Here is a 26893-nt window from a genome sequence, read left to right as displayed (position 1 = left end):
GGGATGCCGCCGAACGCGATGTTCCAGACCACGGCGGCGACGACCACGGCCGTGGCGGCGGATCCGCGGCCTTCGTCCTCGGCGTCCCCCTGGGCACGGCGCTCGGGCACGCGTTCGGCTGGCGGCCCACCTTCGCGATCCTCGGCGGCGTCGGCGCGTGGGGGAGCCCACTGTCGTCCGGTGTTCAGCCGCGGAGGGGGGCACCGGCACGTCCGGGCCGCCGTGCCGGTCCTCCGAGCAGGCGCGGCGCCGGCTACCACAGCGCCGCCCGCCCGTGCACGGGGTGGCCCCGGAGGCGCGGCTCGCCTGGGATGGAGGGGAGCGGCCCGATCCGGGTGCCGCGGACGGAGGAGCCATGCCCGACCAGTACACGTTCACGAACCCCGCCACCCGGTACCAGGATGTGACTCCGCCGGTCCAGCAGCAGCCCGAGCCCGGGCTGCAGTCGCGGATGACCCCGGTGCCGGACCTCGGCGAGGAGAGCTACCGCGGCACCGGTCGGCTCGCGGGTCGCCGCGCGCTCATCACGGGAGCCGACTCCGGGATCGGCGCCGCCGTGGCCATCGCCTTCGCCCGCGAGGGGGCCGACGTCGCCCTCGCCTACCTCCCGAGCGAGGAGGAGGACGCGCAGCACGTGATCGGGCTGATCCGCGCGGAGGGGCGCACCGCCGTGCCGATCCCCGGCGATCTCACGAGTGCCGAGTACTGCACGCGGCTCGTGGCGGAGGCGGTCGAGGGCCTCGGCGGGCTCGACGCGGTGGTCAACGTGGCCGGGAAGCAGATCTGGAAGGAGGACCTGCTCGACATCACCGACGAGCAGTTCGAGGCGACCTTCGCGGTCAACGTCTTCGCTCCGTTCCGGATCATCCGCGCGGCCCTCCCGCACCTGCCCGCGGGCGCCACGATCATCAACACGGCGTCGGCGGAGGCGCACAAGCCCGCCCCCGACCGCCTCGACTACGCGATGACGAAGGGCGCGATCAACAACCTCTCGAAGGGCCTTGCGCAGCAGCTCGCCGCGAAGGGCATCCGCGTGAACGTCGTGGCGCCCGGCCCGACGTGGACCGCCTTGCAGGTGAGCGGCGGCGTCGACCCCGAGAGCCTGCCCGACTTCGGCTCCAGCGAGTCGCCGATGGGCCGTGCCGCCCAGCCCGCCGAGCAGGCCCCGGCCTACGTGTTCCTCGCGTCCGCCGAGTCGAGCTTCGTCGCCGGCGAGACCCTCAACGTGAACGGCGGCATGGTCTCGCCCTGACTCGTCGCGGCGCCGCCGCTCGCTGGTGTGCTGCCGAGACGCCTCCGTCCTGCTCGAGACACGGGCTCGCGTCAACCCTCTCCCGAGCGGCGGGGGGCGCGAGGTGCCATGGAGGGACCACCACGAAGGAGCACCATGAGCACCACGACCGTCCTCCCCATCGAGACCTACTCCGACGAGCAGGGCTGGCACAACCGCATCGCCCACGCCCGCGTCCCGCTGAGCCACCACGAGTCGCGCCAGGAGGCGGAGGAGGTCGGCGAGGAGATCGCCGAGCAGCGCGGCGGGGAGCACGTCGTCCTCGGCTGACGGCCGGCGCGGGGCGCGGCATGCCGTGCCCGATCGGGGAACGCGCCCGGCCCGCGGAAGGCGCCGGGCCCGCAAGTCGCGCCCGGCCCGCAGGCGCCCGCTCCGCAGACGCCCCGTCCCGCGCGTGTAGCGCCCTCGACCCCGCCCGGTCAACCTTCTCGACCTCCCGGCCCCCTCCTCCCTAGCGTGGCCCGTCGTGCTCGCTCCCGAGCGCGCGACGAGAGGACGACATGGCCACCACGAGCGACGCCCCCGCGACCGGAGAGGCCGGCGGCACCTCCCTGCGCCGCCGCATCACCGGCCCGCTGCTCTACTTCTTCATCCTCGGCGACGTCCTCGGCGCGGGCATCTACGCCCTCATGGGCACGCTCTCGGCGGAGGTCGGCGGTGCCGTCTGGATGCCCCTCCTGCTCGCGCTCGGTCTCGCGCTGCTGACCGCCGGCTCCTACGCCGAGCTGGTGACCAAGTACCCGAAGGCGGGAGGCGCGGCGGTGTTCGCGCAGCGGGCGTTCAAGCGCCCGATCGTCTCGTTCCTGGTCGGCTTCGCCATGCTCGCGGCCGGAGTGACCAGCGCGGCCGGTCTGTCGCTCGCGTTCGCCGGCGACTACCTCGGCACCTTCCTCGACGTGCCGACCGTGCCGACGGCCATCGTCTTCCTGATCCTCGTCGCGTGCCTCAACGCGCGGGGCGTCGCGGAGTCGCTGCTCAGCAACACGGTGATGACCGTGATCGAGGTCGGCGGCCTGCTGATCGTGATCGGATGCGTCGCGCTGCTCGTGGCGGGCGGAGGCGGCGACCTCTCCCGCACGGTCGAGCTCAGCTCCGAGCAGGCGCCGGCGCTGGCGGTGCTCGGCGCGGCGATCATCGCGTACTACTCCTTCGTCGGCTTCGAGACCTCGGCCAACATCGCCGAGGAGATCCGCGACCCCAGCCGCGTCTACCCGCGCGCGCTGTTCGGCTCGCTGCTGACGGCCGGCGCGGTGTACGTCCTGGTCGGCCTCGCGAGCTCGATCGCGCTGCCCGCCGACGAGCTGTCCGGATCCTCCGCCCCGCTGCTCGACGTCGTGACGGCGAGCGGAGCCGGGGTGCCGGCATGGCTGTTCAGCCTGATCGCGCTCGTCGCGGTCGCCAACGGAGCGCTGCTGACCATGATCATGGCGAGCCGCGTCACCTACGGCATGGCGAAGGACGGCCTCCTCCCGGACGTGCTCGGCCACGTGCTGCCGAAGCGCCGGACGCCGTGGGTGGCCATCGCGGTGACCACGCTGGCGGCGTGCCTCCTGACTCTGGTCGGCGATCTGGCGACCCTCGCCGAGACCGTGGTGCTGCTCCTCCTGCTGGTGTTCATCAGCACGAACGTCTCGGTGCTCGTGCTGCGGCGCGACAAGGTCGAGCACGACCACTTCCGCGTGTGGACGGCGATCCCCGTGCTCGGCGTCGCCTCGTGCGTGCTGCTCCTCAGCCAGCAGGACCCGATCGTCTGGCTCTACGCGGGGATCCTCCTCGTGGTCGGAGTCCTCGTGCACCTGGCGACCCGTCGTTCGTCCCGCCGCACCGCCTGATCCGCTGACGGTCCCGGCGGGGCCGCCGCTCCGCCGGACCGTCCCTCCCGACCGCCGCGCTCTCCCCGCGACCGGTCAAGCCCCTGGGCGGACGGCCGTCCGAGGCGTGGGATGGAGGGAACGGAAGGAGTACGAATGACCGACACACCCTCCCGCGAGGAGCTGCCGCTCCCCGACTGGAACGACATCCCGCTCGGCACGCTCGCGGAGCGCATCCGCCCGCTCGACGAGGCCGGCCTCGGCGTGCTGCTCGCCTACGAGGAGGCGCACGGGCACCGCCTGCCGGTGACGACGATCCTGCACTCGCGTCTCGAGCAGCTGCGCGGGGGAGCGGAGCCGGCAGGCAGCGTGCCGGAGTCGCTGCCCGAGGTGTCCCGCTCGTCGTCCGGATCGCCGGTCTCGCCGGCGACGTCCGGTCCGCCGATCAACCCGCCCTCGCACGGAGTGCCGACGAACCCGGCTCAGCCGCGCTGACGGCGGCGGGCGGAGTCGCGGTCGCGGCGGCTCCGCTCCCGCCGCGCGCTGCCCAGGGCCTGCCCAGCGCGCACGGGCAGACTGTCCGGAGCCGATGACGGCGACCGGACGAGGGAGCAGTACCCGGAACGCGACAAGACTGACTCGTAGGAGCTGTCATGTCCTGGATCGTCCTCATCCTCTCCGGTGTCCTCGAGGCCGTGTGGGCCACCGCCCTCGGCAAGTCGGAGGGGTTCACCCGGCTCGGCCCGTCGGTCGTCTTCGGAGTCGGCGTCGTCGCGAGCATGGCCGGCCTCGCCTACGCGATGCGCGAGCTGCCCACCGGCACCGCGTACGCGGTCTGGGTCGGGATCGGCGCTTCGCTGACCGTCCTCTACGGCATGTTCTTCGGCGGCGAGGGCTTCTCGCTCGTGCGCACGCTGCTGGTCCTCGGGATCGTCGGCTGCGTTGTCGGCCTGAAGCTCGTGCACTGAACCGAGGCCCCGTCCTCTCCTCCGCGAGGCCGCTCCCGTGCGCGACACGCCGACGGAGGCGCACCGGACTGGCATCTCGCCGAGGGTCCGAGGCCGGTGGTTGCAGGACGCCGCGCGTTCCACCTAGGCTCGGCGCATCAGGGGAGAACGATCGTTCTTCGGTTCTCCCCGCCCCCCAAGGAGGACTCATGCCCACTCGTACCGCACGCACCGCCTGGAACGGCTCGCTCGAGACCGGCGAGGGCCAGGTCGAGCTCTCGAGCTCGAAGATCGGCACCTACGACGTCTCGTTCCCCAAGCGCGCCGCCGACGACGCCAACGGCTCGACCAGCCCCGAGGAGCTCCTCGCGGCCGCCCACTCCGCCTGCTACGCGATGCAGTTCTCGGCCGTCCTCGGCCAGGCCGGCGGCACCGTCGAGGCGCTCGACGTCCGCGCCGACGTCTCGCTCGGCCCGGACTCGGCCGGCGGATTCAAGCTCACCGGCATCAAGCTCGTCGTGAGCGGCGAGGTCTCCGGCATCGACGAGGCCGCCTTCCTCAAGGCCGCCGACGAGGCCAAGGAGACCTGCCCCGTCAGCAAGGCGCTCACCGGAGTCGACATCACGCTCGACGCCACCTTCGAGGGCTGAGCCCCTCCGCACGTCCGTAGCACCCCGTCGCGCATCGCGGCGGGGTGCTCGTGCGTCCGGCGCGGCCGCGGAGCGGCGTATCGAGACCCCCGCCCCCGCCGGCCGCCCGGCGCCCCCTGTCGTCAGACCGCCGCCGGCGCGTAGCGGAAGCCGGCGCCGAGGTGCTCCTCCGGCAGCCGGTCGCCGCGGCCGTGCAGCTTCTGGCGGAGGCTCCCCTCGACGTACTCCTCCGGGTACGCACCGCGGCGGCGCAGCTCCGGCACGATGAACTCCACCACGTCCTCGAAGGTGCCGGGCGTGATCGCGTAGGCGAGGTTGAACCCGTCCACGTCGGTCTCCTCGACCCACTCCTGGAGGTGGTCGGCGACCTCCGCGGGCGAGCCGACGACGAACGGGCCGAGCCCGCCGATAACGCTGAGCTTGGCGATGTCGCGGACCTTCCACTCCGAGCCGTCCTCGTTCGCCTCCTGGAAGTTGGCGACGGCCGACTGGATCGCGTTGCTCTTCACGTTGCCGATCGGCTCGTCGAGGTCGTACTGCGACAGGTCGATGCCCATCCAGCCCGACATGAAGACCAGCGCCCCCTCCTCGCTCCCGTAGGAGAGGTAGTCGCGGTGCTTCTCGTGCGCGGCCTCGCTGGTCTCGGCGGTGATGATCGTCAGCAGCGTGTAGATCTTCGCGGAGTAGCGGTCGCGGCCGGCCGCCTCGAGGGCGTCGCGGATGCGCGAGACGGTCGCCTTCAGGCCGGCCTTCGTCGAGGACGCGACGAAGATCGCCTCCGCGTTGCCCGCCGCGAAACGGATGCCGCGCGGTGACGCTCCCGCCTGGTAGATGACGGGGGTCCGCTGCACCGACGGCTCCGAGAGGTGGATGCCGGGGACGGTGAAGTTCTTGCCGCGGTGCCCGATCTCGTGCACCTTCGCCGGGTCGGTGAAGACGCCCGACTCGCGGTCGCGGACGACCGCGTCGTCCTCCCACGACCCCTCCCACAGCTTGTAGAGCACCTCGAGGTACTCGTCGGCGACGTCGTAGCGGTCGTCGTGCTCGAGCTGGTCCTCGTGGCCCATGTTGCGGGCGGCGCTGGGGAGGTAGCCGGTGACGACGTTCCAGCCCACGCGGCCTTTCGTCAGGTGGTCGAGCGTCGACATGCGCCGCGCGAACGGGTACGGGTGCTCGTAGGCGGTGCCCGCGGTGATGCCGAAGCCGAGGTGCTCGGTCGCGGCGGCCATCGCCGAGACGAGGAGGATCGGGTCGTTGACGGGGACCTGCGCGCCGTGGCGGATCGCCGCCTCGTTCGAGCCGCCGTAGACGTCGTAGGTGCCGAGCACGTCGGCGATGAAGATGCCGTCGAACGTGCCGCGCTCGAGCAGCTTCGCCAGGTCGGTCCAGTACGAGAGGTCCTTGTAGCGCCAGGACTGGTCCTGGGGGTGGCGCCACATGCCCGAGGACTGATGGGCGACGCAGTTCATGTCGAAGGCGTTGAAGCGGATCTGGCGGGTCATGGAGTCGATAGTGCCCAGAAGAGCAGCGAACGGGTACCGAGCGCGACGCACGGCGTCACAATGCGACGCCCGTCGAGGCGCCCGGCGGGTCTGGGTGGTCGGCGACGTCCTCGACGAGCTGGCCGACCTCGAGGACCGCATCGGCAGCGCGATGATCGAGAGTCGGAACGGGTGATGCGCCGGGGCGCACCGCCCCCGTCCGCCGACCGGGCGGCTCCTCCTCCTACGCCAGCTCGCGCCCCAGGAAGCGCACGTGCTCGCCGATCTGGAACGCCTCGCCGCCCTCGTGGCCGTTGAAGGGGTAGACCCGGATCTCGCGGGGTCCGGCGTAGCGGTTGTAGGAGGCGTAGACGGTGGACGGCGGGCAGATGTCGTCGCGGAGCGCCACCGAGAACAGCGCGGGGGACTGCGCGTAGGGGGCGAAGGAGGTGCCGTCGAAGTACGAGAGAGTGTCGAACACGCGCGCCTCGGCGCCGCGGTGGGTGTGCAGGTACTGCACGATCTCGCCGTACGGCATCGTGTCGACCAGCCGCACGGCGTGCGGGATGTGGGAGAGGAACGGCACGTCGACGATCGCCGCGCGCGCCGACTCCGACTCGCCGAGCAGGCCCAGGATCCCCGTGACGGCCAGGGCGATCCCGCCTCCCTGGCTGCCGCCCGAGACGGCCACGCGGGAGGCGTCGACCGCGGGGTGCGCGCGCAGCACGTCGAGCGCTCGGACGGCGTCGGTGAAGACGCGGCGGTAGAAGTGCTCCGCGGGCGACTCGATGCCCTGCGTCATGAAGCCGGAGACGTGCGGCCCGCTGCCCACCGGGTCGGGCGTCGCTCCGGAGCGGTGCCCGGACCCCTGGCCGCGGGTGTCCATGACCAGGTGCGCGTAGCCGGCGGCCGACATCGCGGTCCACTCCGCGAGCTGCCCGCGGCCGCCTCCGTAGCCGATGAAGGTCACGAGCCCGGGGAGGGGGCCCTCGACGCCGCGGGGGAGGATCAGCCACGCGCGGATCGGGTGGCCGCCGAAGCCGGAGTAGGTGACGTCGAAGGTGTCGAGCAGTCCGAAGCCGGCGTCGACCCGCTCGAGGCGCGGCTCGGTCGCGACGGCCCTCGCCTCGGCGATCGTGTCGCGCCAGAACTCGGCGAACCCGGCGGGCTCGGCGATCTCGGGGGCGTACTGCTCGAGGAGGCCGAGCGGGAGGTCGTACTGCGGCATCACGGACTCCTTCTCGGGCAGCGGCGCCCGAGGACCGAGGCTACTGGAGGCACGGGCCCACCTGGGTGCGGCGTGGGAGAACGCCGCAGAGCGGAATGCCTGGGCACCCTCCGCGTTCTCCTCAGCATGACGACGTACGGAATCATCGGAGCAGGCAACATCGGCAGCCAGGTCGCACGGGCGGTCATCGCCCTCGGGGACGAGGTGGTCATCGCGAACTCGCGCGGCCCCGAGACCCTCGCCGACCTCATCGCGGAGCTCGGCCCGAAGGCCCGCGCCGCCACGGCACAGGAGGCGGCCGAGGCCGCCGAGATCGCCGTGGTGACGGTGCCGCTGAAGAACCTCGAGGAGGTGCCGGTCGCCCCGCTCGCCGGCAAGATCGTCCTCGACACGAACAACTACTACTTCGAGCGCGACGGCCGCATCGAGGCGCTCGACAAGGGCGAGACCACGACCAGCGAGATGCTCCAGCAGCACCTCCCGGAGTCGAAGGTCGTCAAGGCGTTCAACCACATCATGGCCGCCGACATCACCACCGACGGCACCCCGGTCGGCACGCCCGACCGCCGTGCCCTCGCGACGTCGAGCGACTACCCCGAGGCGATCCACTTCGTGACCGACCTCTACGACCGGATCGGCTTCGACACCGTCGCGATCACGCCGCTGAGCGAGTCGTGGCGCGTCGAGCGCGACCGACCCGCCTACGTGGTGCGGCAGAACCGCGAGGAGCTCGAGGCCAACCTCGCGAAGGCCCCCCGCACGGTCTGATCCAGCCACTCGGAGGGGAGCGGTGCTGCGGCGCCGCTCCCCTTCTGCCTGTCCGGACGGCCTCGGAGGCGCGCCCGGGACGGCCCCCTCGGCGCTCACCGCCGCCGAGCCTGCGATAGTCGAGAGGACCAGCCACGCACCAGAGAGCCCCGATCGGGCTCCGAGAGGAGAGGCCTGCCATGCCCTCGACACCCCGTTCCGTCCCCTCCCGCTCCGGGCTCTCGCGCCGCAGCGTCGTGATCGGCGGTCTCGCGGTGCTCCCGCTGCTCAGCGCCTGCACGCCCGACTCCTCCGCTCCGGACGACGCCCAGCAGGAGGCGCCCCGCACCCGCACCGCGGCTCCGAGCGGGCCGGTGGCGCTCGCCCCGGACGCGCTCGCCGCGAGCGCGGCCCTGTTCGCCTCGGCTCCGCTGGTCGTCCTGGTCGAGGACGTCGCCGAGTCCCGCCTGCGCGCCGCCCAGGTGAGCATCGCCTGGGGCGTGCCGCTGCTGGTCGGCTCGGCGGGATCCGGAGCGACGGCCGCCCCGACCGCGGACGCCGCGGCCGCGGGATCCACGGCTTCCGAGACGCCGTCCGACTCCGCGACGCCGTCGGACTCGGCGACGCCGTCCGACTCCGCGACCCCGTCCGTCGCTCCGTCCTCCACCGCTCCGACCTCCGACGCCCTCGCCGCCGAGTTCGCCCGCCTCGGCGTGACCCGCGTGCTCGCGATCGGCGACGTCACCGCGCCCGAGGGCGTCGACGTCGTCGCCTCCGCCTCCGACGCGGCCGCCCTCAGCACCGCGTCCGGCCTGACCGTGACCGACCTGGCGCTCGCCGACCTCGCCGCCGCCGCGCCGTCCACCGCCTCCGACGCTCCCTTCGGCGCCCTCCCGGCCCGGGCCGACGCCCTGACCGGCCTGCACGCCCTCGCCCGCGCGCAGGACGCCGACGTCGCCGCTCTGGCGACCGCCCGCGCGGCCGGCGTACCCGTCACCGTGGTCGACGGCGACGACCTGCTCGCCTCGGGCGGAGCCGTGACCGCCATCGCCGAGGCCGACGCCTCCTGCACGCTGCTGCTCGGCCCCGTGCTCGCCGCCCAGCCCGAGCCCGAGTGGGCCGTGCGCGCGGCCGCGAGCGGCTGGCAGCTGCCGGGCGGCGGCCAGCGGATGTTCGGCGGGCACCTCTTCGTCGCGATCTACGGCACTCCGGGCGCTCCCGTCCTCGGCGTGCTGGGGGAGCAGGGCCTCGAGCCCACGATCGCGCGGGCGCAGGCGGTGGCCGAGCCGTACCGGGCGCTCACCGACAAGCAGGTCGTGCCGAGCCTCGAGATCATCACCACGGTCGCGGCGGGCGACCCCGGCAAGGACGGCGACTACTCCAACGAGCTCGACGCCGCCGACATCCGCCCCTACATCGACGCGGCGCAGGCGGCGGGGATGTACGTGGTGCTCGACCTGCAGTCGGGGCTGACCGACTTCCTCACCCAGGCCAAGCAGTACGCGGACCTGCTGACGCTGCCCAACGTCGGCCTCGCGCTCGACCCGGAGTGGCGCCTGCTGCCCGGCCAGAAGCCGCTGGAGCAGATCGGGCGCGTCTCGGCCGCCGAGGTCGACAGCGTGTCGGAGTGGCTGGCCGACCTGGTGCAGAGCGAGGGGCTGCCGCCGAAGATGTTCGTGCTGCACCAGTTCCGGCTGTCGATGCTGCAGGACCGCGACAGCATCCGCCGTGACCGGCCCGAGCTGGAGTTCCTCATCCACGTCGACGGCCAGGGCTCGCAGCCCGACAAGCAGGCGACCTGGGACGCGCTGCACGAGGGCGCCCCCGAGGGCATCGGCTGGGGCTGGAAGAACTTCTACGACGAGGACGCGCCCATGCTCACCCCCGCCGAGACCATGGCCGAGGTCCGCCCCCTCCCCGACCTCGTCACCTACCAGTAGGCGGAGACCGAGGGCGGGCGTCAGCGGCGCAGGAGCTCGCCGGAGACGACGCCCGCCTCGACCTCCTCGAGGGCGCGGCCGCGGGTCTCGGGCACGCGCTTCCAGATGAAGACGAGCGCGAGCAGGCCGACGGCCCCGAACAGGAAGAACGTTCCGGTGATGCCGACGCCGGAGACGAGGGTGGGGAAGAACAGGCCGAGCACCGCGTTCGTGATCCAGTGGCAGAAGATCGCGATGCCGACGCCGACGCCGCGGATCCGCAGCGGGAAGATCTCGGACAGCATCACCCAGGTGACGATGTTGAGGAACGTCTGCATGCTCCCCACGAACGCGACGACCAGCACCAGGATCACGTACGGCCGCGCCGGGTTCCCCACGGGGAGCGCGACGGAGGCGATGCCGATCAGGAAGTGCATCGCGGTGGTCAGGGAGTAGCCGAGCAGGAGGGTCGTGCGGCGGTTCATCGTCTGCATGAGCCGCAGCCCGATCAGGCCGCCGATCACGGCGATCGCCCCGGGCGCGATGTTGGCGACGAGCGCGCCGTCGTGGTCGAAGCCCGCCTCCTTCAGCACCGACTGGCCGTAGTACATGATCGAGTTGATGCCGGTGAGCTGCTGGGCGACTCCGATCCCGATGCCGACCAGCAGGATGCGCACCGCCCAGCGCTCGCGCAGCGCCTGCAGCAGGGGGATCCTCGGGCCGTCCTTCGCGCCGATCGAGCGGGCGATGGTCTCCGCCTCCGCATGGGCCAGGTCGGGCGTCCGGATGGTCGTGAGCACGTCGAGCGCCTCGTCGCGGCGGCCGTGCGCGATCAGCCAGCGCGGCGACTCCGGGACCCGGGTCATGCCGAGCAGGAGGGCGGCGGCGGGGAGCGCGGCGACGGCGAGCATGATCCGCCAGACGCCGGGCAGCTCGCCCCAGACGGTGCCGATGACGGCGTTGGCCACGAAGGCGGCGAGCTGGCCGATCACGATCATCAGCTCGTTGCGGCCGGCGAGGGAGCCGCGGATCTCGGAGGGGGAGATCTCGGAGAGGTAGATCGGCACGACCACCGAGGCGCCGCCGACGGCCAGTCCGAGGACCGCCCGCCCGAGGACCATCACGCCGAAGCCTGGCGCCACCACGCAGACCAGGGCGCCGACGAGGAAGAGCACGGCGAGGAGGCGGATCGTGGTCCGCCTCCCGAGGGCGTCGGCGAGGCGTCCGCCCGAGATCGCGCCGATCGCGGCGGCGAAGAGGAGCGAGCTGGTGACGACCCCCTCGGTCAGCGCGGTGAGGCCCAGCTCGGCCGACATCGGCTCGAGGGCGCCGTTGATGACGCCGCTGTCGTAGCCGAAGAGGAGGCCGCCGAGGGTCGCGATGAGCGCGATGAGGCCGAGACGCCGAGTCGGCGCCTCCAGGGAGGTGGTGGTCATCCGCTCACTCTGACGCATGGCCGCGCGGTGAGCGAACCCTGGACCGTCGGGGGAACCCGGTGTAGCGGATCCCCCCGACGGCCCGGGGCCCCTCGGCGGCAGGGAGGGGGGAGGGAGCGTGCGGAGGGGGTGCTCAGGAGGAGACGCGCGCGCCCTCGCGCAGGCCCTCCTCCTTGGCCTGCTGCACCAGGGCGGCGATGCGGCGGCGCGAGCGCGAGCGCCCGGCGAGCAGCGCCGCGAGGATGAGGGCGACGCCGAGGATCACGAGCAGCTGCGGGACCGGCACGGCGGCGACCGTGATCGACTCCGTCACGGGAGCGGTGGCGACCGGCTCCTGATCGGCGGCGGCGACGGTCGGTGCGATGGTCAGGTCGGCGCCGACCCCGAAGAGGGGCCAGATGCCGTCGAGCTGCACCGAGACGCTGCGCCGGTCGCCGGGCAGCAGCTCCTGCTGGGGCGCGTCGGCCGCGACGACGGGGGCGGTGGCGCCCTGGGCGCTCGCCGTGCCGTCGAGCAGCAGGCGCACGTTGCCAGTGTTCACCACGTCGGCGACGAGCGAGAGGGAGCCGGGCTGGAACGGGTTCCAGGAGAGGCGGTAGTCGCTGGCCAGGTCCTCGACGGAGAAGGAGGGGGTCACCTCGCCGGTCACGCGGGTCATCACGCGGAAGCCGATGCGGCTCTCCACTCCGACATTCGCGCCTCCCGCCTCGGTGCCCTGCGAGAGCACGGAGGCGGCGATGCCGGCGGCGTGGTCGCCGGGGGTGGCGTTGTCGGGGACCGTCACGGTGAACGGCACCACGCCGCTGCTGCCCGGATCGACGGTCACGGTCTCGGGGGCGGAGATCCACAGCCCGGCGTCGACCGACTCCTGGTCCGAGTTGAGCATGTTGAAGCGGCCGGTGTCGGTGAAGTAGCCGTCGGCGCTGGTGATGCTGAAGGTCACGGGCTGGTCGCTGAGGTTCCGCACGACCGCCTCGTCCGAGGCGCTCGCGCCGGGGGCGAGCTCGAGCTCGACCCACGCGCGCTTGTCGGGGACGCCGTCGGTGGAGGGGCTGACCGCCCAGGTGATCGCTCCGTCGGCCGCGACGGCCGCCGGAGCGACTCCCGCGCCGAGGAGGGCGACGATCAGCGCGAGCAGCGCGGGGAGGAGCGGGCGGCGGGGAGCGGCGGAGCGGCGCGGAGCAGTCATCAGAACCTCATGGTCGCACGGGGGAAGCACGACGCGGCCGGGCGGGCGGGCCCGGCCGCGTCGGCCGTGGTGGGATCGCGGCCGAGGGAGTGCGTCCCCCGGCCGCGACGGGTCACTCGAAGAGCGACAGGGTGATGGTGGACGAGTACGCGCCGGCGTCCACGTTCACGGGGGTGCGGAGGAAGAGGTCGGCGTCGGCGCTCCAGGAGCCCTCGGGGTTGACCTGCTGGGAGTTGCTGGCGACGATCGCGAGCAGCTCCTTGCCCTTCAGGCCGACGCCGTTGGCGCCGCCGTCGATGGCGGTGCCGACCTCATCGCCCGCGGCGACCTCGCCGAGGTCTCCACCGTCGACCAGGTCCGGGGTCCAGCCGAGGTTCTCGGCGCCGATGGTCGAGCCGTCGGCCGACGTGAAGTCGCTCGCCGTGCCGATGACGTACCACGCGGAGTCGGGGGAGACGTCCGCGGCGTCACGGGTGTCGGTGACCGTGACGGTGGGCAGGGTGCCGGTGAACTGGCGGCGGACGTTGTCCGAGCCGGTCTCGGTCAGCGTCGTCGAGTCCGCGGCGACGGTCATCGAGAGGGCGCCGGTCCCGGGGAGGTCGGCGATCTCGACGTTGATGTCGACGTCGTCGTTGCCGTAGTTGACCTCGGCGGCGAACGCCGTTCCGGCGACTCCGAGCAGGAGGACGCCTCCGGCCAGTCCAGCGGCTCCGCGGATCAGAAGGGATCGGGTGTTCATGTCGGGTGTTCTCCGTTCTCCGGCCGGCGTCGTCGCCGGCTCGATCTCAATGGGTGTGGGTCGTGCCCGCGGATCAGCTGCAGCTGGCCGCGGAGTAGGGGGCGGTCGCGGAGGCCGTGGCCGGCTTCCCGCTGATGAACGCGGTCGCCGTGGCGGTCGCGGATCCGTCGGTCACGCTCGTCGCCCGGGTGGTGAAGGCGGCCGAGACGGTGGCGCCGGGAGCGACGTCGGCGAAGCTCTTGGAGCCCCACGTCGTGCCGATCACGATCTTCGCGGCGAAGGCGTTCGGGTTCGTGGCGGTCGCGGTGACGACGATCTTCCCGGCGGCGCAGCGCGTCGTGGAGGTCGTGGTCACGGCGATCGCGGGTGCCGAGTCGGTCACGGGACCGACGGAGGCGGAGGCCGTCGCCGGCGTCCACTGCGGCTTCGCGGCGGTCACGGCCACCGAGATCGTCGCTCCGCGGTCGGCGGCGGTGAGCGTGTAGCTCGACGCCGTCGCCCCGCTGATCGCGGTCCCCCCGCGCTTCCACTGGAAGCCGGTCGCCGTCCACGGGGAGGAGGCGGAGGCGGTCAGCGTGCTGCCCACCGTCGCCTTCCCCGTGATCGAGGCTGCGAGCGGCGCGGCGTCGACGATCGTCTGCGCGGCGACGCTGGTGAGGGTCGGGACGACCTTCTGCATGAGACCGGTCGTCTTGTCGAAGGTCACCCGGTCGATCGTCGTCTCGCGGTGCTGGCCGTCTCCGCCGGGGATGGCGAAGCGGTGGTAGGCGATGTACCAGTCGTCCGTGCCGGGCACGTTGACGATCGAGTTGTGGCCCGTGGCGAGGATGCCCTGCGAGGTGTCCTTCTCGAGGACCACGCCGCGGTAGGTCCACGGTCCGTCGACGCTCGTCGAGGTGGCGTAGCCGACCTTGTAGTTCTCCGAGCCGGTGTCGTCGATCGAGTAGGTGAGGTGGTACAGACCGTCGCGGTAGTTCAGGAACGCACCCTCGCGGAAGTCGGTCAGACCGCTGATCTTCTTGATCGTGCCGGTCTTGATCGAGAGCATGTCGTCGGACAGCTCCCCGTAGAGCGGGTCGCCGTTGCCCCAGAAGAGGTAGCTCTTGCCGGTCTTCGGGTCGGTGAACGCGGCGGGGTCGATCGCCTGGCCGGACCGCACGGACTCGCCGTTGGTGATCATCGCGGTCGGCTGCGCCGTGAACGGGCCCATCGGGCTGTCCGAGACGGCGACTCCGATCGTCTTGCGGTTCAGCGAGGAGTTCTCGCCGGAGAAGTAGAAGTAGTACTTCCCGTTCTTCTCGATGATCGTCGGCGCCCAGGCGTTGCCGGTCGCCCACGGCACGTTGCCGTTCGCGCCGTCGAGCGTCAGGAAGGGCTGCTCCGAGCGGGTCCAGTCGATGAGGTTCTTCGAGGACCAGGCGTAGAAGGTCTTGCCGCCCCAGCCGGCGAAGCCGTCCGAGGTCGCGTACAGGTAGTAGGTGTCGCCGAAGACCGCGATGTTCGGGTCGGCGTTCAGGCCTGCGAGGACCGGGGACTTCATGACGACGGCCTTCAGGGTCCAGGTGGTCGCGGTGCCGCCGGCGGCGGGCGTGAGCACGACCGTCTGCGGGGTGGAGAGGTCGCGGACGGTGCCGGAGGCGGGGCTCGCCGTGACGCCGGCCGCGGTGGAGAAGGTCGGGGTGAGCTTCGTCAGGTCGGTCCCCGGCTTCACCGGGAAGGTGACCGTCCTGCTCGCCGAGTCGACGATCGGGGCCGTCTTCAGGACGTCGCCGCTGAGCGACAGGTCGACCAGGGCCGACGTGTTGCCGGAGGCGGCGAGCACCTCGGAGGCGCTGAGGGCCCGGTTGTAGACCGAGAACTCGCGGATCTGGCCGCGGAAGCGGTTGTCGGCGTCGTAGTTCGAGCGCCCGATGTAGTTCGCCGAGGTGGAGCCGCCGCCGATGTCCTTCGGGTCGGTCGTGACGGTGCCGCTGGCGACCTTCACTCCGTCGAGGTAGATCGTGCCGGTGGTGCCGGAGAGCGTGTACGTCAGGTGCGCCCAGGTGCCGCGGGGGAGGGCCGAGCCGCCGGCGACGGTCTGCTCGGTGGTGTAGTTCCCGGTCGCGATGCTGGTGCGGTAGTTGTTGCCCGAGGTGAAGAGGTAGCCGTCGCCGGCGCCGTTCGTGGTGTTGCCCAGGCCGTAGAGGAAGTAGGCGCCGCCCTGCGCGGGGTCGATCCAGACGTCGGACTGGATGGTGAGGTCCGTCACTCCGGCGAGCAGGTCGTTCGGCAGCTTGACGTAGTCGTCGGTGCCGTCGAGCTGCAGGGCGCCGTCCTTCCAGGTGCCACCCGAGGGCAGCGTGCCGTTCTGGTTGTTGCCCGAGCTGTCGCGCACCGTGGTGCCCGAGCCGCCGTCGAAGGTGTAGCGGAGGATCTCGCCGGCCGCGTTGACCGGCTTCGCGGCGGGGCCGGTGCTGCTGGTGCCGTAGGCGGCCGTCAGGCGCGCCTCCTCAGCGCTCGAGAGGCGGAGCACCGAGCCGTGGCGGAAGGGCTTCGAGAACGAGTACGTGTTCGCGCCGGTGGTGCCGACAGGAAGCGCCGTGAACCGCATGTCCGCGAGGGTGTCGGTGACGTAGGCGGAGTAGCCGAACGAGTCGCCCATGACGACCCAGCGGCCGTCGGGCAGCTGGTAGACGGTGAGGCCCTCGAGGTGGTCGGAGAGGCCGCGGGACTTCTCCTCGCCGAAGCCGATCACGCGGGTCCAGGGGCCGGCGAGACTCGGGGCCTTGTCGACGACCGTGCGCCAGTCGGCGGTGGAGAAGCGGTAGTACGTGTCCCCCTCCTTCGCGATGGTCGTGTCGATGATGCTGCCGCGGCTCCCGCCGCCGGCGGCGGGGTTCTCGTCCAGCCAGACCTTCGGGGTGGAGAAGCCGACGAAGTCGCGCGTGGTCGAGACGTAGACGCGCTGGGCGGAGGCCCCGCCGGTCAGCGTCTTGTCGCGGGCGGCCCAGTAGACGTAGTACTGGCCGGTCGCGTCGTCCCAGATCGCCTCAGGAGCCCAGACGTTGCCCGCGTCGGGGAAGCCGGCGAAGACGATGCTCTGATCGCTCCAGTTCACGAGGTCCGTCGAGCGCCAGACGACGAGGTTCTTGCTCGCGTTGGTCTGGTCCCAGGTGCCGCCGGGAGCGGTGCCCTCGGCGTGCAGGTCGGTGCCGATGATCCAGTACTCGTCGCCGGTGGGGGAGCGCACGAGGTGCGGATCGCGGACGCCGAGGGTGCCGCCGAGGTTGGCGAGCACGGCCTTGTCGTTGTTGAGCTTCGACCAGTGCAGACCGTCGGTGCTGGAGCCGAAGTAGATCTTCTCGTAGTCGGTCGAGGCGAAGTGGGTCCAGAGGTAACCCGCGTCGTACTCGGTGTCGAGGTCCGCGGGAGCCGCGGTCACCGTGACGGGCAGCTGCCGGGTCGCGGTCGTGCCGGCGATCGTCGCGGTGAGTGTGACGGGCGTGGCGGCGGACCGGCGCTTCACGACGCCGGTCGTGCTGAGCACGGCCGTGTTCGAGGAGGACCAGGCGACGTCGTAGGAGCCGGCCTTCGCGGGCAGCGTCACGTTGCCGCGGACGTCGCCGGAGTTGACGATCGAGAGGGCGTCGAGCGCCTTCTGGGCGTCGGCGTTCACGTCCTTGGCGGGCACGGTGGCCGTGAAGGTGCGGGTGGCCGTGGCCGAGCCGCGGGTGGTCGTGGCGGTCAGCTCGACCGAGGCGACCCCGGTCGCGGGTGGCGTGACGACTCCGCTGGTCGAGACGACCGCGGAGTTGCTCGAGGCCCAGGCGATGGCGGAGCCGTTGGGGCCGGTCGTCGGGAGGGTGAGGTTCGCGGAGACCGAGGAGAGGCTCCCGAGGTCCAGGGCGGCGGAGTCGCGGGAGACGCGCGTGCTGTCCGGGGCCTGGAGGGTCGCGACGTCGGCCGCGCTGAGCGCCGTGCTGTAGACGCGGAAGTCGCGGACCGAGCCGGCGAGGGTCTTGTCCGCCGTGTAGACGGAGCGGCCGATCGCGTTCGCGGTGGTGGTGCCGTTGCCGATCGCGGCGGGAGTGATGGTCACTCCTGTCTGCTGCGCGACCTGGGTGCCGTCGAGGTAGAGGCGTGCGGTGTCGCTCGCGTCGTCGAGCGTGTAGGTGAGGGTCTTCCAGACGCTGCGCGCGAGGTTCGCGTTGGAGTTGACGGTCTGCTCGGTGGTCCAGTTGCCGGTGGCGATCGAGGCCTTGTAGCCGTTGCCCGTCGTGTAGAGGTAGCCGTTCCCGGCGCCGTTCGTCGTGTTGCCGAGGCCCCAGATGAAGTAGGGCGTGCCCTGGTTCGCGTTCACCAGGACCTCGGTGCTGACCGTGATCGAGTTCAGGCCCGCGAGCAGGTCGTCGGGCAGCTTGACGTAGTCGTCGGTCCCGTCGAGGGCGACGCCCGCGGCTCCGCGAGGAGCGGCTCCGTTGACGAGCGTGCCGGTGCGGCCCTTGCCCGAGCTGTCGGCGACGGTCGTGCCGCTCGTCTCGTCGAGCGCGTAGCGCAGGACGAGGCTGTCGGAGGGAGCTGCGCTCGCCGACTGGGCCGTCAGAAGGGGGACGGTGAGGGCCACGGCCGTCACGAGGACGAGTGGTCGCAGGAAAGGCTTCATCGCGCTTTGCTCCAGGGTCGGCACCATTGCTGAGGGGAGGGAGTGTGCCGGCTTCGTACGCGGCAATGTTCACGGTAACACTATGTTGACGACAACGTGAAGAGCCTAACCGGATCATTTCCCGACACTCCAGAGGAGAGGCGAACCGGTTCGACGAATCCCGAGTGCATCCTGGAGCGACGCGTACGCCGATGTCCGGTCGGATCAGCCGCGGTCGACGTCGCGCGAACGGCTCAGCGCGCGGTCCATCGCCCTCAGCGTCCGGAAGCCGGCCCGCTCGGCCACGGCCGCGCGAGCCGAGGGCGAGAGCGACGGGCTCGCGGCGAGCAGCGACGCGGCGAGGTGCACGCGCCGCTCGCGGAGGGTCGCGGCCACGGTCGTGCCCCGGCGGTGGAAGGCGCGGTCCAGCGTCGCCCGCGAGACGCGGAGCCGCATCGCGAGAACGCCGGCGGTGAAGTCCGCGTCACCCGCCTCCGCATCGATGACGGCGATCGCGCGGAGGAGGACGCCCTCGAGTCCGTCCTCCGGACGGGCGGGCGGCAGGCTCTGCTTGATCAGGGCCGACGCGGTCGCCTCGAGCGCCCGGCGCAGCTCGCTGAAGCCGGGATCGCCCGCCGCGAGGTCCGCGTTGAGGGTCGCGTTGACGAGGGAGACGAAGGCGCCGCTGTAGCTGTCGGCGGCGAGCAGGGTGCAGGACGGCCCGTCGGACTGTGCGCTCGTGAGGCCGAGCCTGCCCCAGGACGTCCTCAGCGCCAGCCAGGCGGAGTCCTCCTCCGCCCGGAACCGAGCGGAGTCGTCGCGTTGGAGGAGGGCGAGCCCGCCGGGCCGCAGACGAGCGGCCTCGAGAGGGCCGTCGACGACGATCTCGCCGGCGACCGGGACGATGAGGTCGACCTCGGCCCGGTCGGGGGCGGGGAGGGGCGGGTCGGTCCGGAGCGTGCCGGGTGTGTGCCAGAGGCGGCTCAGCCGGAAGCCGTCGACGGCGAGCACGTCCCCGGCGAGGTGCAGGGGCGGAGCTCCGTCGCTCGCCCAGCCGAGGCTCCTCAGCCACGCCTCCACGCGGGGACCGCTCAGCTGCAGCGTCTCGACGAGACCGCGCGGGGCGGCCGGCTGCTCGGAAGCGGTCACCGGGCTCCTTCGCAGCGGGGACGGGGTGCGCGGGCGGTGACCACGTTAGGCCGGGGGAGGGGCGCCGAGACGGGGTGGCGCGTTCCTCCTCGGACGAGGCGCCCGTCCTCGGCGGGAGGGCGGAGGCGGCCCTCCTCGCCCGCGGTCCGGCAGGACGCGGGCGGAGAGGGCCGCCGGGCGCGGATCAGCGGCAGTCGGTTCTCGCCTTGATCCAGTGGGGGTTCAGCGCGCCGTCTCCCTGGGCGGTGATCCCGGCCGCATCGGGGCCGGTGCTGGCACCGGAGCCGATCTTGGTCCACGTGTTCTGCGCCGTGCTGTAGTACCAGATGTCGCCGTTCGCCTTCACGGAGACGTTCCCATCCGCTCCCTGACCGTAGGTGCGGACGAACCCGGAGTTCTCCGGAACGGTCGCGAGCCGGGTGCCGTACTGCAGGACCCCGTCCTTGATCCAGTGGATCTCGAACGTCCCGCCCGGCCGCTGGGTCAGTCCGGCGGCGCTCGGCTCGGTGCTGGCTCCGGTGCCGACGAGGTCCCAGACGTTGCCCTGCGGGGTGTACCGCCAGATGTCGCCGTTCGACTTCACGGCGATCGTGCCGCGGGTGCCGAGGCCGTAGACGCGGACGAATCCGGAGTTGGTCGGCACCGTGGCCGCTGCGGTGCCGTACTGCAGGACTCCGTTCTTGATCCAGTGGACGTTCAGGGTCCCGGCCGGGTTCGCGGAGATGCCGGCCGCGCTCGGCTCGGTGCTGGCGCCGGTGCCCAGAAGGGTCCACTCGTTGGCCTGGCGGTTGTACCGCCAGATGTCGCCGTTCGCCTTGATGGAGACGTTCCCGTCCGCGCCCTGACCGTAGGTGCGGACGAATCCGGAGTTGTTCGGAACGGTCGCGAGCGCCTTGCCGTACTGGAGGACTCCGTCCTTGATCCAGTGCGCGTTGTAGGTTCCGTCCGGCTGCTGCGTGAGCCCGGACGTGCTGGGCTCTGTGGAGGCGCCCGTGCCGAGCTTCTGCCAGCCGTCCGACCGCCGGTACTGCCAGATGTCGCCGTTCGCCTTGACGGAGACGTTGCCGTTCACACCCTGCGAGGAGGTGTGGATGAATCCGGAGTTCTCGGGAACAGTGGCGAGGCCCGTGCTGTACTGCAGGTCGCCGGTCTGGCGGACCGGGAACGGGGCGTTCGTCTTCGCCGAGCCGCCGAAGGCGAGGGCCGAGCCTGTCGAGGGGCCGGCGATGACGCTGCCGGCGGGGATGGTGGCGACTCCGTTCGCGTCGGTCACGAAGGTGTCGGTCCCGCTCCCTCCGAAGCGGAAGCCGGGCGGGGTGTTCACCCGCACAGGGACGTTCGCGACGGTGCCGCCGGTGAGGGTCAGCGTGATCGGCGCCGTGTTGGGCATGCACGCGATCATGGTCGGGATGGAGCTGAACACGAGGGTCTGCGTGGCAGAGGCGGCGGCGGCCGGGGTGGCCGTCGCTGCGGCGATCACGGGCAGGGACCAGGTGGCGCCGGCGACGACGGTGCGTCGCCTCAGCGGACCCTGCTCAGCGGGAGAGTTGTCGGAAGTCACAGTGAAGCTCCTCGGTCTGTCTTCTCGCCGGCGGCCTGCTCGGAGGACGGTCGTCGTCCGCTCGGCCGCTTCGGCGGGTACGACGGGCGCCGTACCGCTGGGGAGTCTTCCCGCGGGCGGGCGGTCGGCCCAAGCGCTCGGGGGCAGGTGAGGAGGAAGTGGCGCTGCCGTGAGGAGGGAGTGGTGAGCTCCGACGCCGCTCCGAGTCGCGATCGCCCTCCTGACCCGGTGATCCCGTCGGTCGCACGCTGCCGCCGGGGCGCCGCCGGCGCGGTGAGCGGGAGCGTCGCCGTCCGCTGTGACCGGTCCGGTGACAAACGGAGCACGCGCGGGCTGCGAATCACTCCTGTGGTGAGGCGTCAGCGTGCCCGAGAGGAGGGGGCGCCCGATGAGGTCGAGATCGGCCGAGATGTACCGGCGGATGGCCGAGCACTGGAACGGCGTGGAGGCCCGTTCTGGACTGCGGGTCGAGGCGACGGGCTCGCTCGGCTTCGAGATCGCCAGACTGTGGATCCCCGGTGGCTGCGTTCTCGAGCAGAAGCCGCAGTCGCGCTGCCCGCCGGGCGCGCATCTGCTGCTGGTCGTCGAGGGCGGAGGACGCATCCGACAGGACGGACGGATGCTCGAGTGCGGCAGTGGTGATCTGGTGGTCATCGACGCGGAGCCGCGGACCGGGGCGCGCTTCCCCCGCTCGACCGTGATCTACGCCTGGGTGCTCGGCGAGCGGGCGCTGGAGCAGCGCTGGATCACGGAGCGCTTCGGCGAGGTCCTGCCCGTCGCCGGCTGCTTCCTGGCCCCGGCGCGGGCGCTGATGAACGGTCTCCTCGACGGCGACCCCGCTCTGGCGGAGCAGCCCGCCGTCGCCCGGGCGGGCGAGGCCTTCCTGAAGGAGCTGGTCGAGGGCTCCGCACCGCGCAGGCGTCCCCGCGCCGAGGACGTCTACGGGGAGGCCATGGCCCTGATCGAGGAGCGCCACCGCGATCCCGCCTTCACCGCCGCCCGGCTCGCCCGCGAGCTCCTGGTGTCGGAGCTGACGCTGGCTCGCGCGTTCTCCTTCCTCGGGCGGACGGCCGACGACGAGCTCGAGCGGCGCCGGGCGGGCACCCTCCTGCTCCTGATCGGCGGGCGGTCCCTGGCGACGGCCGACTTCGCGCGCTCGGCCGAGGAGGCGGGCTTCGCCTCCGAGGGGAGCGCTCGCCGCGCGCTGTGGCGGCTCTCCCAGCGCCGCTGACCGCGACGGTCCCCGTGGCCGTCCTCCCGGTCCGGCGACGGCGTGCGGCCGGATTCCGAGCGCGAGGCGCGGAGGCCTGGGAGATCCGTGCGAACGTCCGGCGGTGATCGACAGATGAGGGATTCTGTTCGTTCGACGCGGAGGAGGCGGGAGATGGGGGCCGCAGAGGAGCGGACGCGGGCGTTCGCTCGCGCCTGGGACGAGCGCGGGACCGGCGCTCCCGGTCTGCGGATGGACGCAGCGGATGGACCGGGACTCGCGCTGACGCGGGTGTGGGGGCCGAACGGGATCAGGGTCGCCCCCTCGCCGTCGGTCGACAGGGCGGACAGGCCGGCGGGCGTTCACATCTCCCTGATCGTCGAGGGCGGGGGAGAGGTCGTCCTCGACGAGGGCGTGCTCGAGGCGACGCCGAACAGCGTCCTGCTCCTCGACGCCAGGGTCCCGGCGCGCATCGACTACCGGCGGCCCACCCTCTCGTACACCTGGAGTTTCGACGCCGCCGTGCTCGAGCACCGGTGGGTCCGCGAGCGGATCAACGAGGTCGTGCCGGTGCGCGAGTCGGTCTGGACGCCTGCCCGCGCCCTCGCGAACAGCCTGATCGAGGACGATCCGGCCGTGCTCGGCGCCGCCGGCGTGAGGCGGGCGAGCGAGCTGCTGCTGGAGGGGATCGTCGAGCACAGCGCTCCGCGGGTCCGGACCCGGGGCGCCGACCAGGTCTACGCGGAGGCGATCCCGGTGATCGAGGCACGTCACCGCGACCCGGCGTTCTCCGCCGCGGTGCTCGCCCGGGAGCTGCTCGTCTCCCCTCGCATGCTCGCGGAGGCGTTCGCGTTCCTCGGCCGCACGCCGGCGGAGGAGATCGCGACGCGTCGGGCGGGCACCCTCCGGCGCCGCATCGGCCTGCGGCGGCGGGGCCCTGCCGACTTCGCCCGCCTCGCCGAGGAGTGCGGCTACGGCACCCGCGAGCAGGCCGCGCTGACGCTCAGCCGCTCCGCCTCCTGAGGCCGGCGGAGCGCCCCGGACACGACGGCGCCCCCTCGTCCGCGGAGGGACGAGGGGGCGCCGGGGGAGATCGGGCGGGAACCCGGTCAGGTCTTGCTGCGGGCCATGACGGCGCGCTGGAGGAGGACGAAGACCAGGAGGATGCCTCCGGTGATGATCGTGGTCGCCTCCGGCGGGATGCCGCCGTCGCGGGTGATCAGGACGTTCATCAGTCCGAGCACCAGGGCGCCGACCACCGAGCCGAGCACGAAGCCGACACCGCCGGTGAGCAGCGTGCCGCCGATGACGGTCGCCGCGATGGCGTCGAGCTCCCAGCCGGTGCCGGTGATGTTCTGCGCGCTGCCGAGGCGGGCGGTGTAGACCACACCGGCGAGACCGGCGAGCGTGCCGCTGATGATGTAGATGAACAGCTTGGTCCGCACCACCGGGAGGCCCATCAGGGCCGCCGACTGCTCGGAGCCGCCCATCGCGTAGACCGTGCGGCCCAGGCGGGTGCGGTGGAGCACGAAGAACGCGCCGGCCACGACGAGGATCGCGATGATCACGCCGGGGCTGATGACGAAGTCGTTGACCTTGGGGCCGTCGATCAGCTTGATCGGCGTGGCCAGGCTCAGCACGGCCGAGTCCTCGGGGAGGCGCTCCGGGACGGTGCTCAGCATGGAGGCGAGACCGCGGGCCAGGAACATCATCGCGAGCGTCGCGATGAACGGCTGCACGTTGAAGTACTGGATCAGGACGCCGGAGATCACGCCGAACAGTGCGCCGATCACGACCATCAGGACCATCACGAGCCATGGGTTCCAGCCGGCGTTGATCAGGAGCACGCCGCTCACGCTGCTGAACGCGATCACCGCGCCGACCGAGAGGTCGATGCCGCCGGTGAGGATCACGAAGGTGAGGCCCACGGCGAGGATGATCAGGTGCGCGTTGTTGACCAGCAGGTTCGAGATCGTGCTCGCCTGCAGGATCCGGCCGTAGGCGGCCTCGCCGTAGACGATCATCCCGAAGAAGATGATCAGCGCGGCCAGGGTGGGCAGCTTGTCCAGGTGCTGGCTCAGCCAGCCGCGCGCCCCGGAGGTGCGCTTGGTGCTCGCCGGAGGGGCGGAGCGGGTCATCACGGCACTCATGCGGGGATCGCCTCTTTCTGCGGGACGCTGCGGCGCGCCTCGCGACGGGACTTGAAGGCGGAGCGGACGCGCTCGGACTGCAGGAGGCAGAGCGCGACGATGACGATCGCCTTGAAGGCGGGCGTCGCGGAGGACGAGACTCCGAGGAACACGACGGTCTTGTCGAGGGTGGCGATCAGGATCGCGCCCACGGCGGCACCGGTGATGTTGAACTTGCCGCCGGCGAGCGAGGTGCCGCCGATGACGACCGCGAGGATCGCGTCGAGCTCGAGCTGGTAGCCGGTGCGCGAGACGTCGACCGTCATCACGCTCGCCGTGGCGAACACGCCCGCGACTCCGGCGAGGATTCCGCTGCCGATGTAGGCGGTCATCAGCAGGCCCCGGCGGTTGATGCCCGCGAGGCGGGCCGCCTTCGGGTCCATGCCGATGGCCTCGATCATCAGGCCGAGCGCGCTGCGGCGCACCAGGACTCCGACGACCACGACGATGGCGATGGCGAGGAGGAACACGACCGGGAGCCCGAAGACGTACCCGTTCGCGAGCCAGCGGAAGGGCTCGTTGGTGGCGGCGGTGTTCTGGCCGCCGGTGATGACCTTCGCCAGGCCGCGGCCCGCGAGCATCACGACGAGCGTGCTGATGAAGGGCTGGAGGCCCACCACCGAGACCAGGACGCCGTTCACGGCTCCGAGCACGGCGGCCACGAGGAGGGCGACCGCGAAGGCTCCCGCTGCCGCGCCGAGCGAGTCCGGCGCTCCCGCGGAGTTGAGGAACTCCATCGAGACGGCGCCGGCGACGACCATGATCGAGCCGACCGAGAGGTCGATGCCCCCGGTCGCGACGACCAGGCACATGCCGACGGCGATCATCAGGATCGGAGCGGCGGCGCGGGCGATGTCGATGACGTTGCCGACGAGGTAGCCGGTGGTGGGGCTGACCGAGACGGCCAGGTAGCCCGGGTCCTTGACGACGTTGACGAGGAGGAGCAGGGCGATCGCCACGACTCCCCAGAAGTACTGGCGGCGGATGATCCCGCCGAGGACGGATCCCCGGGCGGGTCGGGTGTCGCTGCTCATGATGCGGCCTCCTGCGTGGCGCTCTCGAGGACGACGACGTCCTCGTCGACGACTCCCTCTGCGGCGATGGTAGTGACGATCGACTCCGCAGTGACAGCGGGACCGTTGAGGATCTCCGCGATCACGCGGTGGTCCTTCAGGACTATGATGCGGTCGCTGAGGCGGACGACCTCGTCGAGCTCGGACGAGATGAAGACCACGGCGACGCCCTCGCCGGCGAGGGCGACGACCTTCTCCTGGATCTCGGCCTTCGCCCCGACGTCGATGCCGCGGGTCGGCTCGTCGAGGATGAGGATCTCGGGGGCGGTGGCGAGCCAGCGGCCGAGGAGGACCTTCTGCTGGTTGCCGCCGGAGAGCTTGCTGATCGGGCGGTCGGGGTCGGCCGGGCGCACGTTGAGCTCGACGAGGTACTTGCCGACGATCTCGTCCTTCTCCTTCTTGGAGAGGGGGCGGGCCCAGCCGCGCTTGGCCTGCACGCCGAGGATGAGGTTCTCGCGGACCGAGAGGTCGCGGATGATGCCCTCGTCGCGGCGGTTCTCGCTCGAGAACGCGATCTTGTGGGCGAGGCCGGCGGTCGGCGTCGGGACGTCGATCTTCTTGCCGTGCATCGTGATCTCGCCGGTGTCGGGCTTGTCGACGCCGTAGATCAGGCGCGCGAGCTCGGTGCGGCCGGAGCCGAGGAGCCCGGCGAAGCCGACGACCTCGCCGCGGTGCAGCGTCAGGTCGGTGCTCTCGATGGAGCCCTTCTTGCCGATGCCCTTCGCGGTGTAGAGCGGGGCGTCGCGGTAGAGGTGGTCCTGGCTCTCGCGCTCGGAGTCGAGGGAGCGCAGCGCCGCGATGTCCTTGCCGATCATCTTCGAGATCAGCGAGGTGCGGTCGAGCTCGTGGGTCAGGTACTCGCCGACGAAGGTGCCGTTGCGCAGCACCGTCAGGCGGTCGCTGATCGCGTAGACCTGGTCGAGGAAGTGCGAGACGAAGAGGATCGCGACGCCCTCCGCACGGAGGCGGCGGATGACGACGAAGAGGTTCTCGACCTCGTTCGCGTCCAGGCTCGAGGTCGGCTCGTCGAGGATGAGCACCTTGGAGTCGCTCACCGTCGAGCGGCTGATCGCGACCAGCTGCTGCATCGCGATCGAGAGCGAGGCGAGCGACTGGCGAGTGTTGAGGTGGCCGAGGCCGAGCTTCTCGAGCGCGACCTTCGCGGCCTGGTGCGTGGCCTTCCAGTTGATGCCGAAGGGTCCGCGGACCTCGTAGCCGAGCATCACGTTCTCTCCGATGGAGAGGTTCGTGACCAGGTTGACCTCCTGGTACACGGTGGAGATGCCCGCGGCCTGCGAGTCGGCGGTGCCGGTCAGGCGACGGGTCTCCCCGTCGATCACGATGTCTCCGCTGTCGATGCGGTAGACGCCGGTGAGGGCCTTGATGAGCGTGGACTTGCCGGCGCCGTTCTCACCCATGAGGGTGTGGACCTCGCCCGGGAACAGGCGGAAGTCGACGCCGTCGAGGGCTTTCACGCCGGGGAAGCTGATCGAGATGTTCTTCATCTCGACGATCGGAGGCGAACCTGTCATGTCGCGTCGTTCCGTTCTCGAGCGGGGCGCAGCCGAACAGGTGCGCCGAAGGGTCGGAGCGACCGGGGCCGGCGGAGAGCCGGCCCCGGTCGCTCCGGGGGAGTGGTGCCGCGTCGAGGA

At 71.9% G+C, this 26893-nt stretch carries 22 protein-coding genes and 1 riboswitch; of the genes, 11 read left to right on the top strand and 11 right to left on the bottom strand.

What is annotated here, in order from left to right; translation table 11 throughout:
• Positions 1-355: 355 nt before the first annotated feature.
• From C5C36_RS03820 to C5C36_RS03795, 6 genes are all read left to right on the top strand, one after another.
• A complete protein-coding gene (locus C5C36_RS03820; RefSeq protein WP_104309291.1) occupies positions 356-1252 on the top strand; it encodes an SDR family oxidoreductase in 897 nt (298 codons plus the stop codon).
• Between the two features lie 135 nt (positions 1253-1387).
• Positions 1388-1561, top strand: coding sequence for a DUF2188 domain-containing protein (locus tag C5C36_RS03815; protein WP_159940661.1), 174 nt, complete (start codon positions 1388-1390; stop codon positions 1559-1561).
• A 230-nt stretch (positions 1562-1791) separates the two neighbouring features.
• A complete protein-coding gene (locus C5C36_RS03810) occupies positions 1792-3123 on the top strand; it encodes an APC family permease (protein ID WP_104309290.1) in 1332 nt (443 codons plus the stop codon).
• Between the two features lie 135 nt (positions 3124-3258).
• Positions 3259-3597 carry a hypothetical protein gene (locus C5C36_RS03805; RefSeq protein ID WP_104255587.1) on the top strand — a complete coding sequence of 113 codons (339 nt, stop codon included), beginning with the start codon at positions 3259-3261 and terminating at the stop codon, positions 3595-3597.
• 85 nt (positions 3598-3682) lie between these two features.
• Positions 3683-3746: riboswitch (guanidine-III (ykkC-III) riboswitch) on the top strand.
• Positions 3747-3755: 9 nt separating this feature from the next.
• Positions 3756-4070 (top strand): multidrug efflux SMR transporter, encoded by a 315-nt coding sequence (locus tag C5C36_RS03800; RefSeq protein WP_104222377.1) that lies wholly within the window; start codon positions 3756-3758, stop codon positions 4068-4070.
• Positions 4071-4258: 188 nt separating this feature from the next.
• A complete protein-coding gene (locus C5C36_RS03795) occupies positions 4259-4699 on the top strand; it encodes an OsmC family peroxiredoxin (protein WP_104247811.1) in 441 nt (146 codons plus the stop codon).
• 122 nt (positions 4700-4821) lie between these two features.
• Here C5C36_RS03795 and C5C36_RS03790 read toward each other — a convergent pair whose 3' ends face one another.
• The gene (locus C5C36_RS03790; protein ID WP_104247810.1) at positions 4822-6201 is read right to left on the bottom strand and encodes an LLM class flavin-dependent oxidoreductase; all 1380 of its coding nucleotides are present in this window, start codon (positions 6199-6201) and stop codon (positions 4822-4824) included.
• 10 nt (positions 6202-6211) lie between these two features.
• Between C5C36_RS03790 and C5C36_RS17460 the strand changes: the two genes are divergently transcribed.
• Entirely contained in the window at positions 6212-6376 is a 165-nt protein-coding gene (locus C5C36_RS17460; protein WP_181127427.1) for a hypothetical protein, read from the top strand.
• A 48-nt stretch (positions 6377-6424) separates the two neighbouring features.
• Here C5C36_RS17460 and C5C36_RS03785 read toward each other — a convergent pair whose 3' ends face one another.
• Positions 6425-7408: an acetylxylan esterase gene (locus tag C5C36_RS03785; RefSeq protein ID WP_104309289.1), complete on the bottom strand. Its 984-nt coding sequence runs from the start codon at positions 7406-7408 to the stop codon at positions 6425-6427.
• A 126-nt stretch (positions 7409-7534) separates the two neighbouring features.
• Here C5C36_RS03785 and C5C36_RS03780 point away from each other — a divergent pair, with 126 nt between their 5' ends.
• Positions 7535-8176: an NADPH-dependent F420 reductase gene (locus C5C36_RS03780; RefSeq protein WP_104222381.1), complete on the top strand. Its 642-nt coding sequence runs from the start codon at positions 7535-7537 to the stop codon at positions 8174-8176.
• A 179-nt stretch (positions 8177-8355) separates the two neighbouring features.
• Entirely contained in the window at positions 8356-10095 is a 1740-nt protein-coding gene (locus C5C36_RS03775) for a hypothetical protein (protein WP_104309288.1), read from the top strand.
• Between the two features lie 20 nt (positions 10096-10115).
• On the opposite strand, the gene C5C36_RS03770 is transcribed toward C5C36_RS03775, so the two are convergent.
• The 6 genes from C5C36_RS03770 to C5C36_RS03745 form a co-directional block, all read right to left on the bottom strand.
• Positions 10116-11510, bottom strand: coding sequence for a sugar porter family MFS transporter (locus tag C5C36_RS03770; RefSeq protein ID WP_258072182.1), 1395 nt, complete (start codon positions 11508-11510; stop codon positions 10116-10118).
• A gap of 133 nt (positions 11511-11643) precedes the next feature.
• Entirely contained in the window at positions 11644-12699 is a 1056-nt protein-coding gene (locus C5C36_RS03765; protein ID WP_104222384.1) for a WxL protein peptidoglycan domain-containing protein, read from the bottom strand.
• Positions 12700-12811: 112 nt separating this feature from the next.
• Complete coding sequence (locus tag C5C36_RS03760) at positions 12812-13438, bottom strand: hypothetical protein (protein ID WP_104227017.1); 627 nt, start codon at positions 13436-13438, stop codon at positions 12812-12814.
• 73 nt (positions 13439-13511) lie between these two features.
• Positions 13512-18080: a family 43 glycosylhydrolase gene (locus C5C36_RS03755; RefSeq protein WP_181133769.1), complete on the bottom strand. Its 4569-nt coding sequence runs from the start codon at positions 18078-18080 to the stop codon at positions 13512-13514.
• Positions 18081-18284: 204 nt separating this feature from the next.
• Positions 18285-19208 (bottom strand): helix-turn-helix domain-containing protein, encoded by a 924-nt coding sequence (locus C5C36_RS03750; RefSeq protein ID WP_104269276.1) that lies wholly within the window; start codon positions 19206-19208, stop codon positions 18285-18287.
• Positions 19209-19392: 184 nt separating this feature from the next.
• On the bottom strand, positions 19393-20769 hold the full coding sequence (locus C5C36_RS03745) for a hypothetical protein (protein ID WP_104309285.1): 1377 nt from the start codon (positions 20767-20769) through the stop codon (positions 19393-19395).
• A gap of 388 nt (positions 20770-21157) precedes the next feature.
• On the opposite strand from C5C36_RS03745, the gene C5C36_RS03740 reads away from it, so the two are divergent.
• Together C5C36_RS03740 and C5C36_RS03735 are read left to right on the top strand one after the other, a co-directional pair.
• Positions 21158-22000, top strand: coding sequence for a hypothetical protein (locus C5C36_RS03740; RefSeq protein ID WP_104269278.1), 843 nt, complete (start codon positions 21158-21160; stop codon positions 21998-22000).
• Positions 22001-22153: 153 nt separating this feature from the next.
• The gene (locus C5C36_RS03735) at positions 22154-23002 is read left to right on the top strand and encodes a hypothetical protein (protein WP_104309284.1); all 849 of its coding nucleotides are present in this window, start codon (positions 22154-22156) and stop codon (positions 23000-23002) included.
• 86 nt (positions 23003-23088) lie between these two features.
• Here the strand turns inward: C5C36_RS03735 and C5C36_RS03730 are convergent, their stop codons facing one another.
• From C5C36_RS03730 to C5C36_RS03720, 3 genes are read right to left on the bottom strand one after another with little or no spacing between them, the layout of a single operon-like run.
• Positions 23089-24129 carry a sugar ABC transporter permease gene (locus C5C36_RS03730; protein WP_104222391.1) on the bottom strand — a complete coding sequence of 347 codons (1041 nt, stop codon included), beginning with the start codon at positions 24127-24129 and terminating at the stop codon, positions 23089-23091.
• Entirely contained in the window at positions 24126-25202 is a 1077-nt protein-coding gene (locus C5C36_RS03725; protein ID WP_104238658.1) for an ABC transporter permease, read from the bottom strand. The genes C5C36_RS03730 and C5C36_RS03725 overlap by 4 nt, the downstream gene beginning before the upstream one ends.
• A complete protein-coding gene (locus tag C5C36_RS03720; RefSeq protein ID WP_104222393.1) occupies positions 25199-26773 on the bottom strand; it encodes a sugar ABC transporter ATP-binding protein in 1575 nt (524 codons plus the stop codon). Before C5C36_RS03720 ends, C5C36_RS03725 begins: the two co-directional genes overlap by 4 nt.
• Positions 26774-26893: the final 120 nt, after the last annotated feature.

It is taken from the genome of Rathayibacter sp. AY1G1 (assembly GCF_002932095.1).
In the GTDB taxonomy this organism is placed as follows: domain Bacteria; phylum Actinomycetota; class Actinomycetes; order Actinomycetales; family Microbacteriaceae; genus Rathayibacter.
The sequence above is the reverse complement of the archived record's forward strand: the minus strand, read 5'-3'. Positions and strand labels throughout refer to the sequence as shown.

Excerpts from the sequence above, each read along its gene's own strand:
- C5C36_RS03810 (WP_104309290.1), top strand. The coding sequence starts at position 1,792 with ATGGCCACCACGAGCGACGCCCCCGCGACCGGAGAGGCCGGCGGCACC.
- C5C36_RS03725 (WP_104238658.1), bottom strand. The coding sequence starts at position 25,202 with ATGAGCAGCGACACCCGACCCGCCCGGGGATCCGTCCTCGGCGGGATC.
- C5C36_RS03815 (WP_159940661.1), top strand. The coding sequence starts at position 1,388 with ATGAGCACCACGACCGTCCTCCCCATCGAGACCTACTCCGACGAGCAG.
- C5C36_RS03760 (WP_104227017.1), bottom strand. The coding sequence starts at position 13,438 with ATGAACACCCGATCCCTTCTGATCCGCGGAGCCGCTGGACTGGCCGGA.
- C5C36_RS03735 (WP_104309284.1), top strand. The coding sequence starts at position 22,154 with ATGGGGGCCGCAGAGGAGCGGACGCGGGCGTTCGCTCGCGCCTGGGAC.
- C5C36_RS03775 (WP_104309288.1), top strand. The coding sequence starts at position 8,356 with ATGCCCTCGACACCCCGTTCCGTCCCCTCCCGCTCCGGGCTCTCGCGC.
- C5C36_RS03800 (WP_104222377.1), top strand. The coding sequence starts at position 3,756 with ATGTCCTGGATCGTCCTCATCCTCTCCGGTGTCCTCGAGGCCGTGTGG.
- C5C36_RS03720 (WP_104222393.1), bottom strand. The coding sequence starts at position 26,773 with ATGACAGGTTCGCCTCCGATCGTCGAGATGAAGAACATCTCGATCAGC.
- C5C36_RS03805 (WP_104255587.1), top strand. The coding sequence starts at position 3,259 with ATGACCGACACACCCTCCCGCGAGGAGCTGCCGCTCCCCGACTGGAAC.
- C5C36_RS03755 (WP_181133769.1), bottom strand. The coding sequence starts at position 18,080 with ATGAAGCCTTTCCTGCGACCACTCGTCCTCGTGACGGCCGTGGCCCTC.
- C5C36_RS03785 (WP_104309289.1), bottom strand. The coding sequence starts at position 7,408 with ATGCCGCAGTACGACCTCCCGCTCGGCCTCCTCGAGCAGTACGCCCCC.
- C5C36_RS03780 (WP_104222381.1), top strand. The coding sequence starts at position 7,535 with ATGACGACGTACGGAATCATCGGAGCAGGCAACATCGGCAGCCAGGTC.
- C5C36_RS03730 (WP_104222391.1), bottom strand. The coding sequence starts at position 24,129 with ATGAGTGCCGTGATGACCCGCTCCGCCCCTCCGGCGAGCACCAAGCGC.
- C5C36_RS03795 (WP_104247811.1), top strand. The coding sequence starts at position 4,259 with ATGCCCACTCGTACCGCACGCACCGCCTGGAACGGCTCGCTCGAGACC.
- C5C36_RS03765 (WP_104222384.1), bottom strand. The coding sequence starts at position 12,699 with ATGACTGCTCCGCGCCGCTCCGCCGCTCCCCGCCGCCCGCTCCTCCCC.
- C5C36_RS03770 (WP_258072182.1), bottom strand. The coding sequence starts at position 11,510 with ATGACCACCACCTCCCTGGAGGCGCCGACTCGGCGTCTCGGCCTCATC.
- C5C36_RS03740 (WP_104269278.1), top strand. The coding sequence starts at position 21,158 with ATGAGGTCGAGATCGGCCGAGATGTACCGGCGGATGGCCGAGCACTGG.
- C5C36_RS03790 (WP_104247810.1), bottom strand. The coding sequence starts at position 6,201 with ATGACCCGCCAGATCCGCTTCAACGCCTTCGACATGAACTGCGTCGCC.
- C5C36_RS03820 (WP_104309291.1), top strand. The coding sequence starts at position 356 with ATGCCCGACCAGTACACGTTCACGAACCCCGCCACCCGGTACCAGGAT.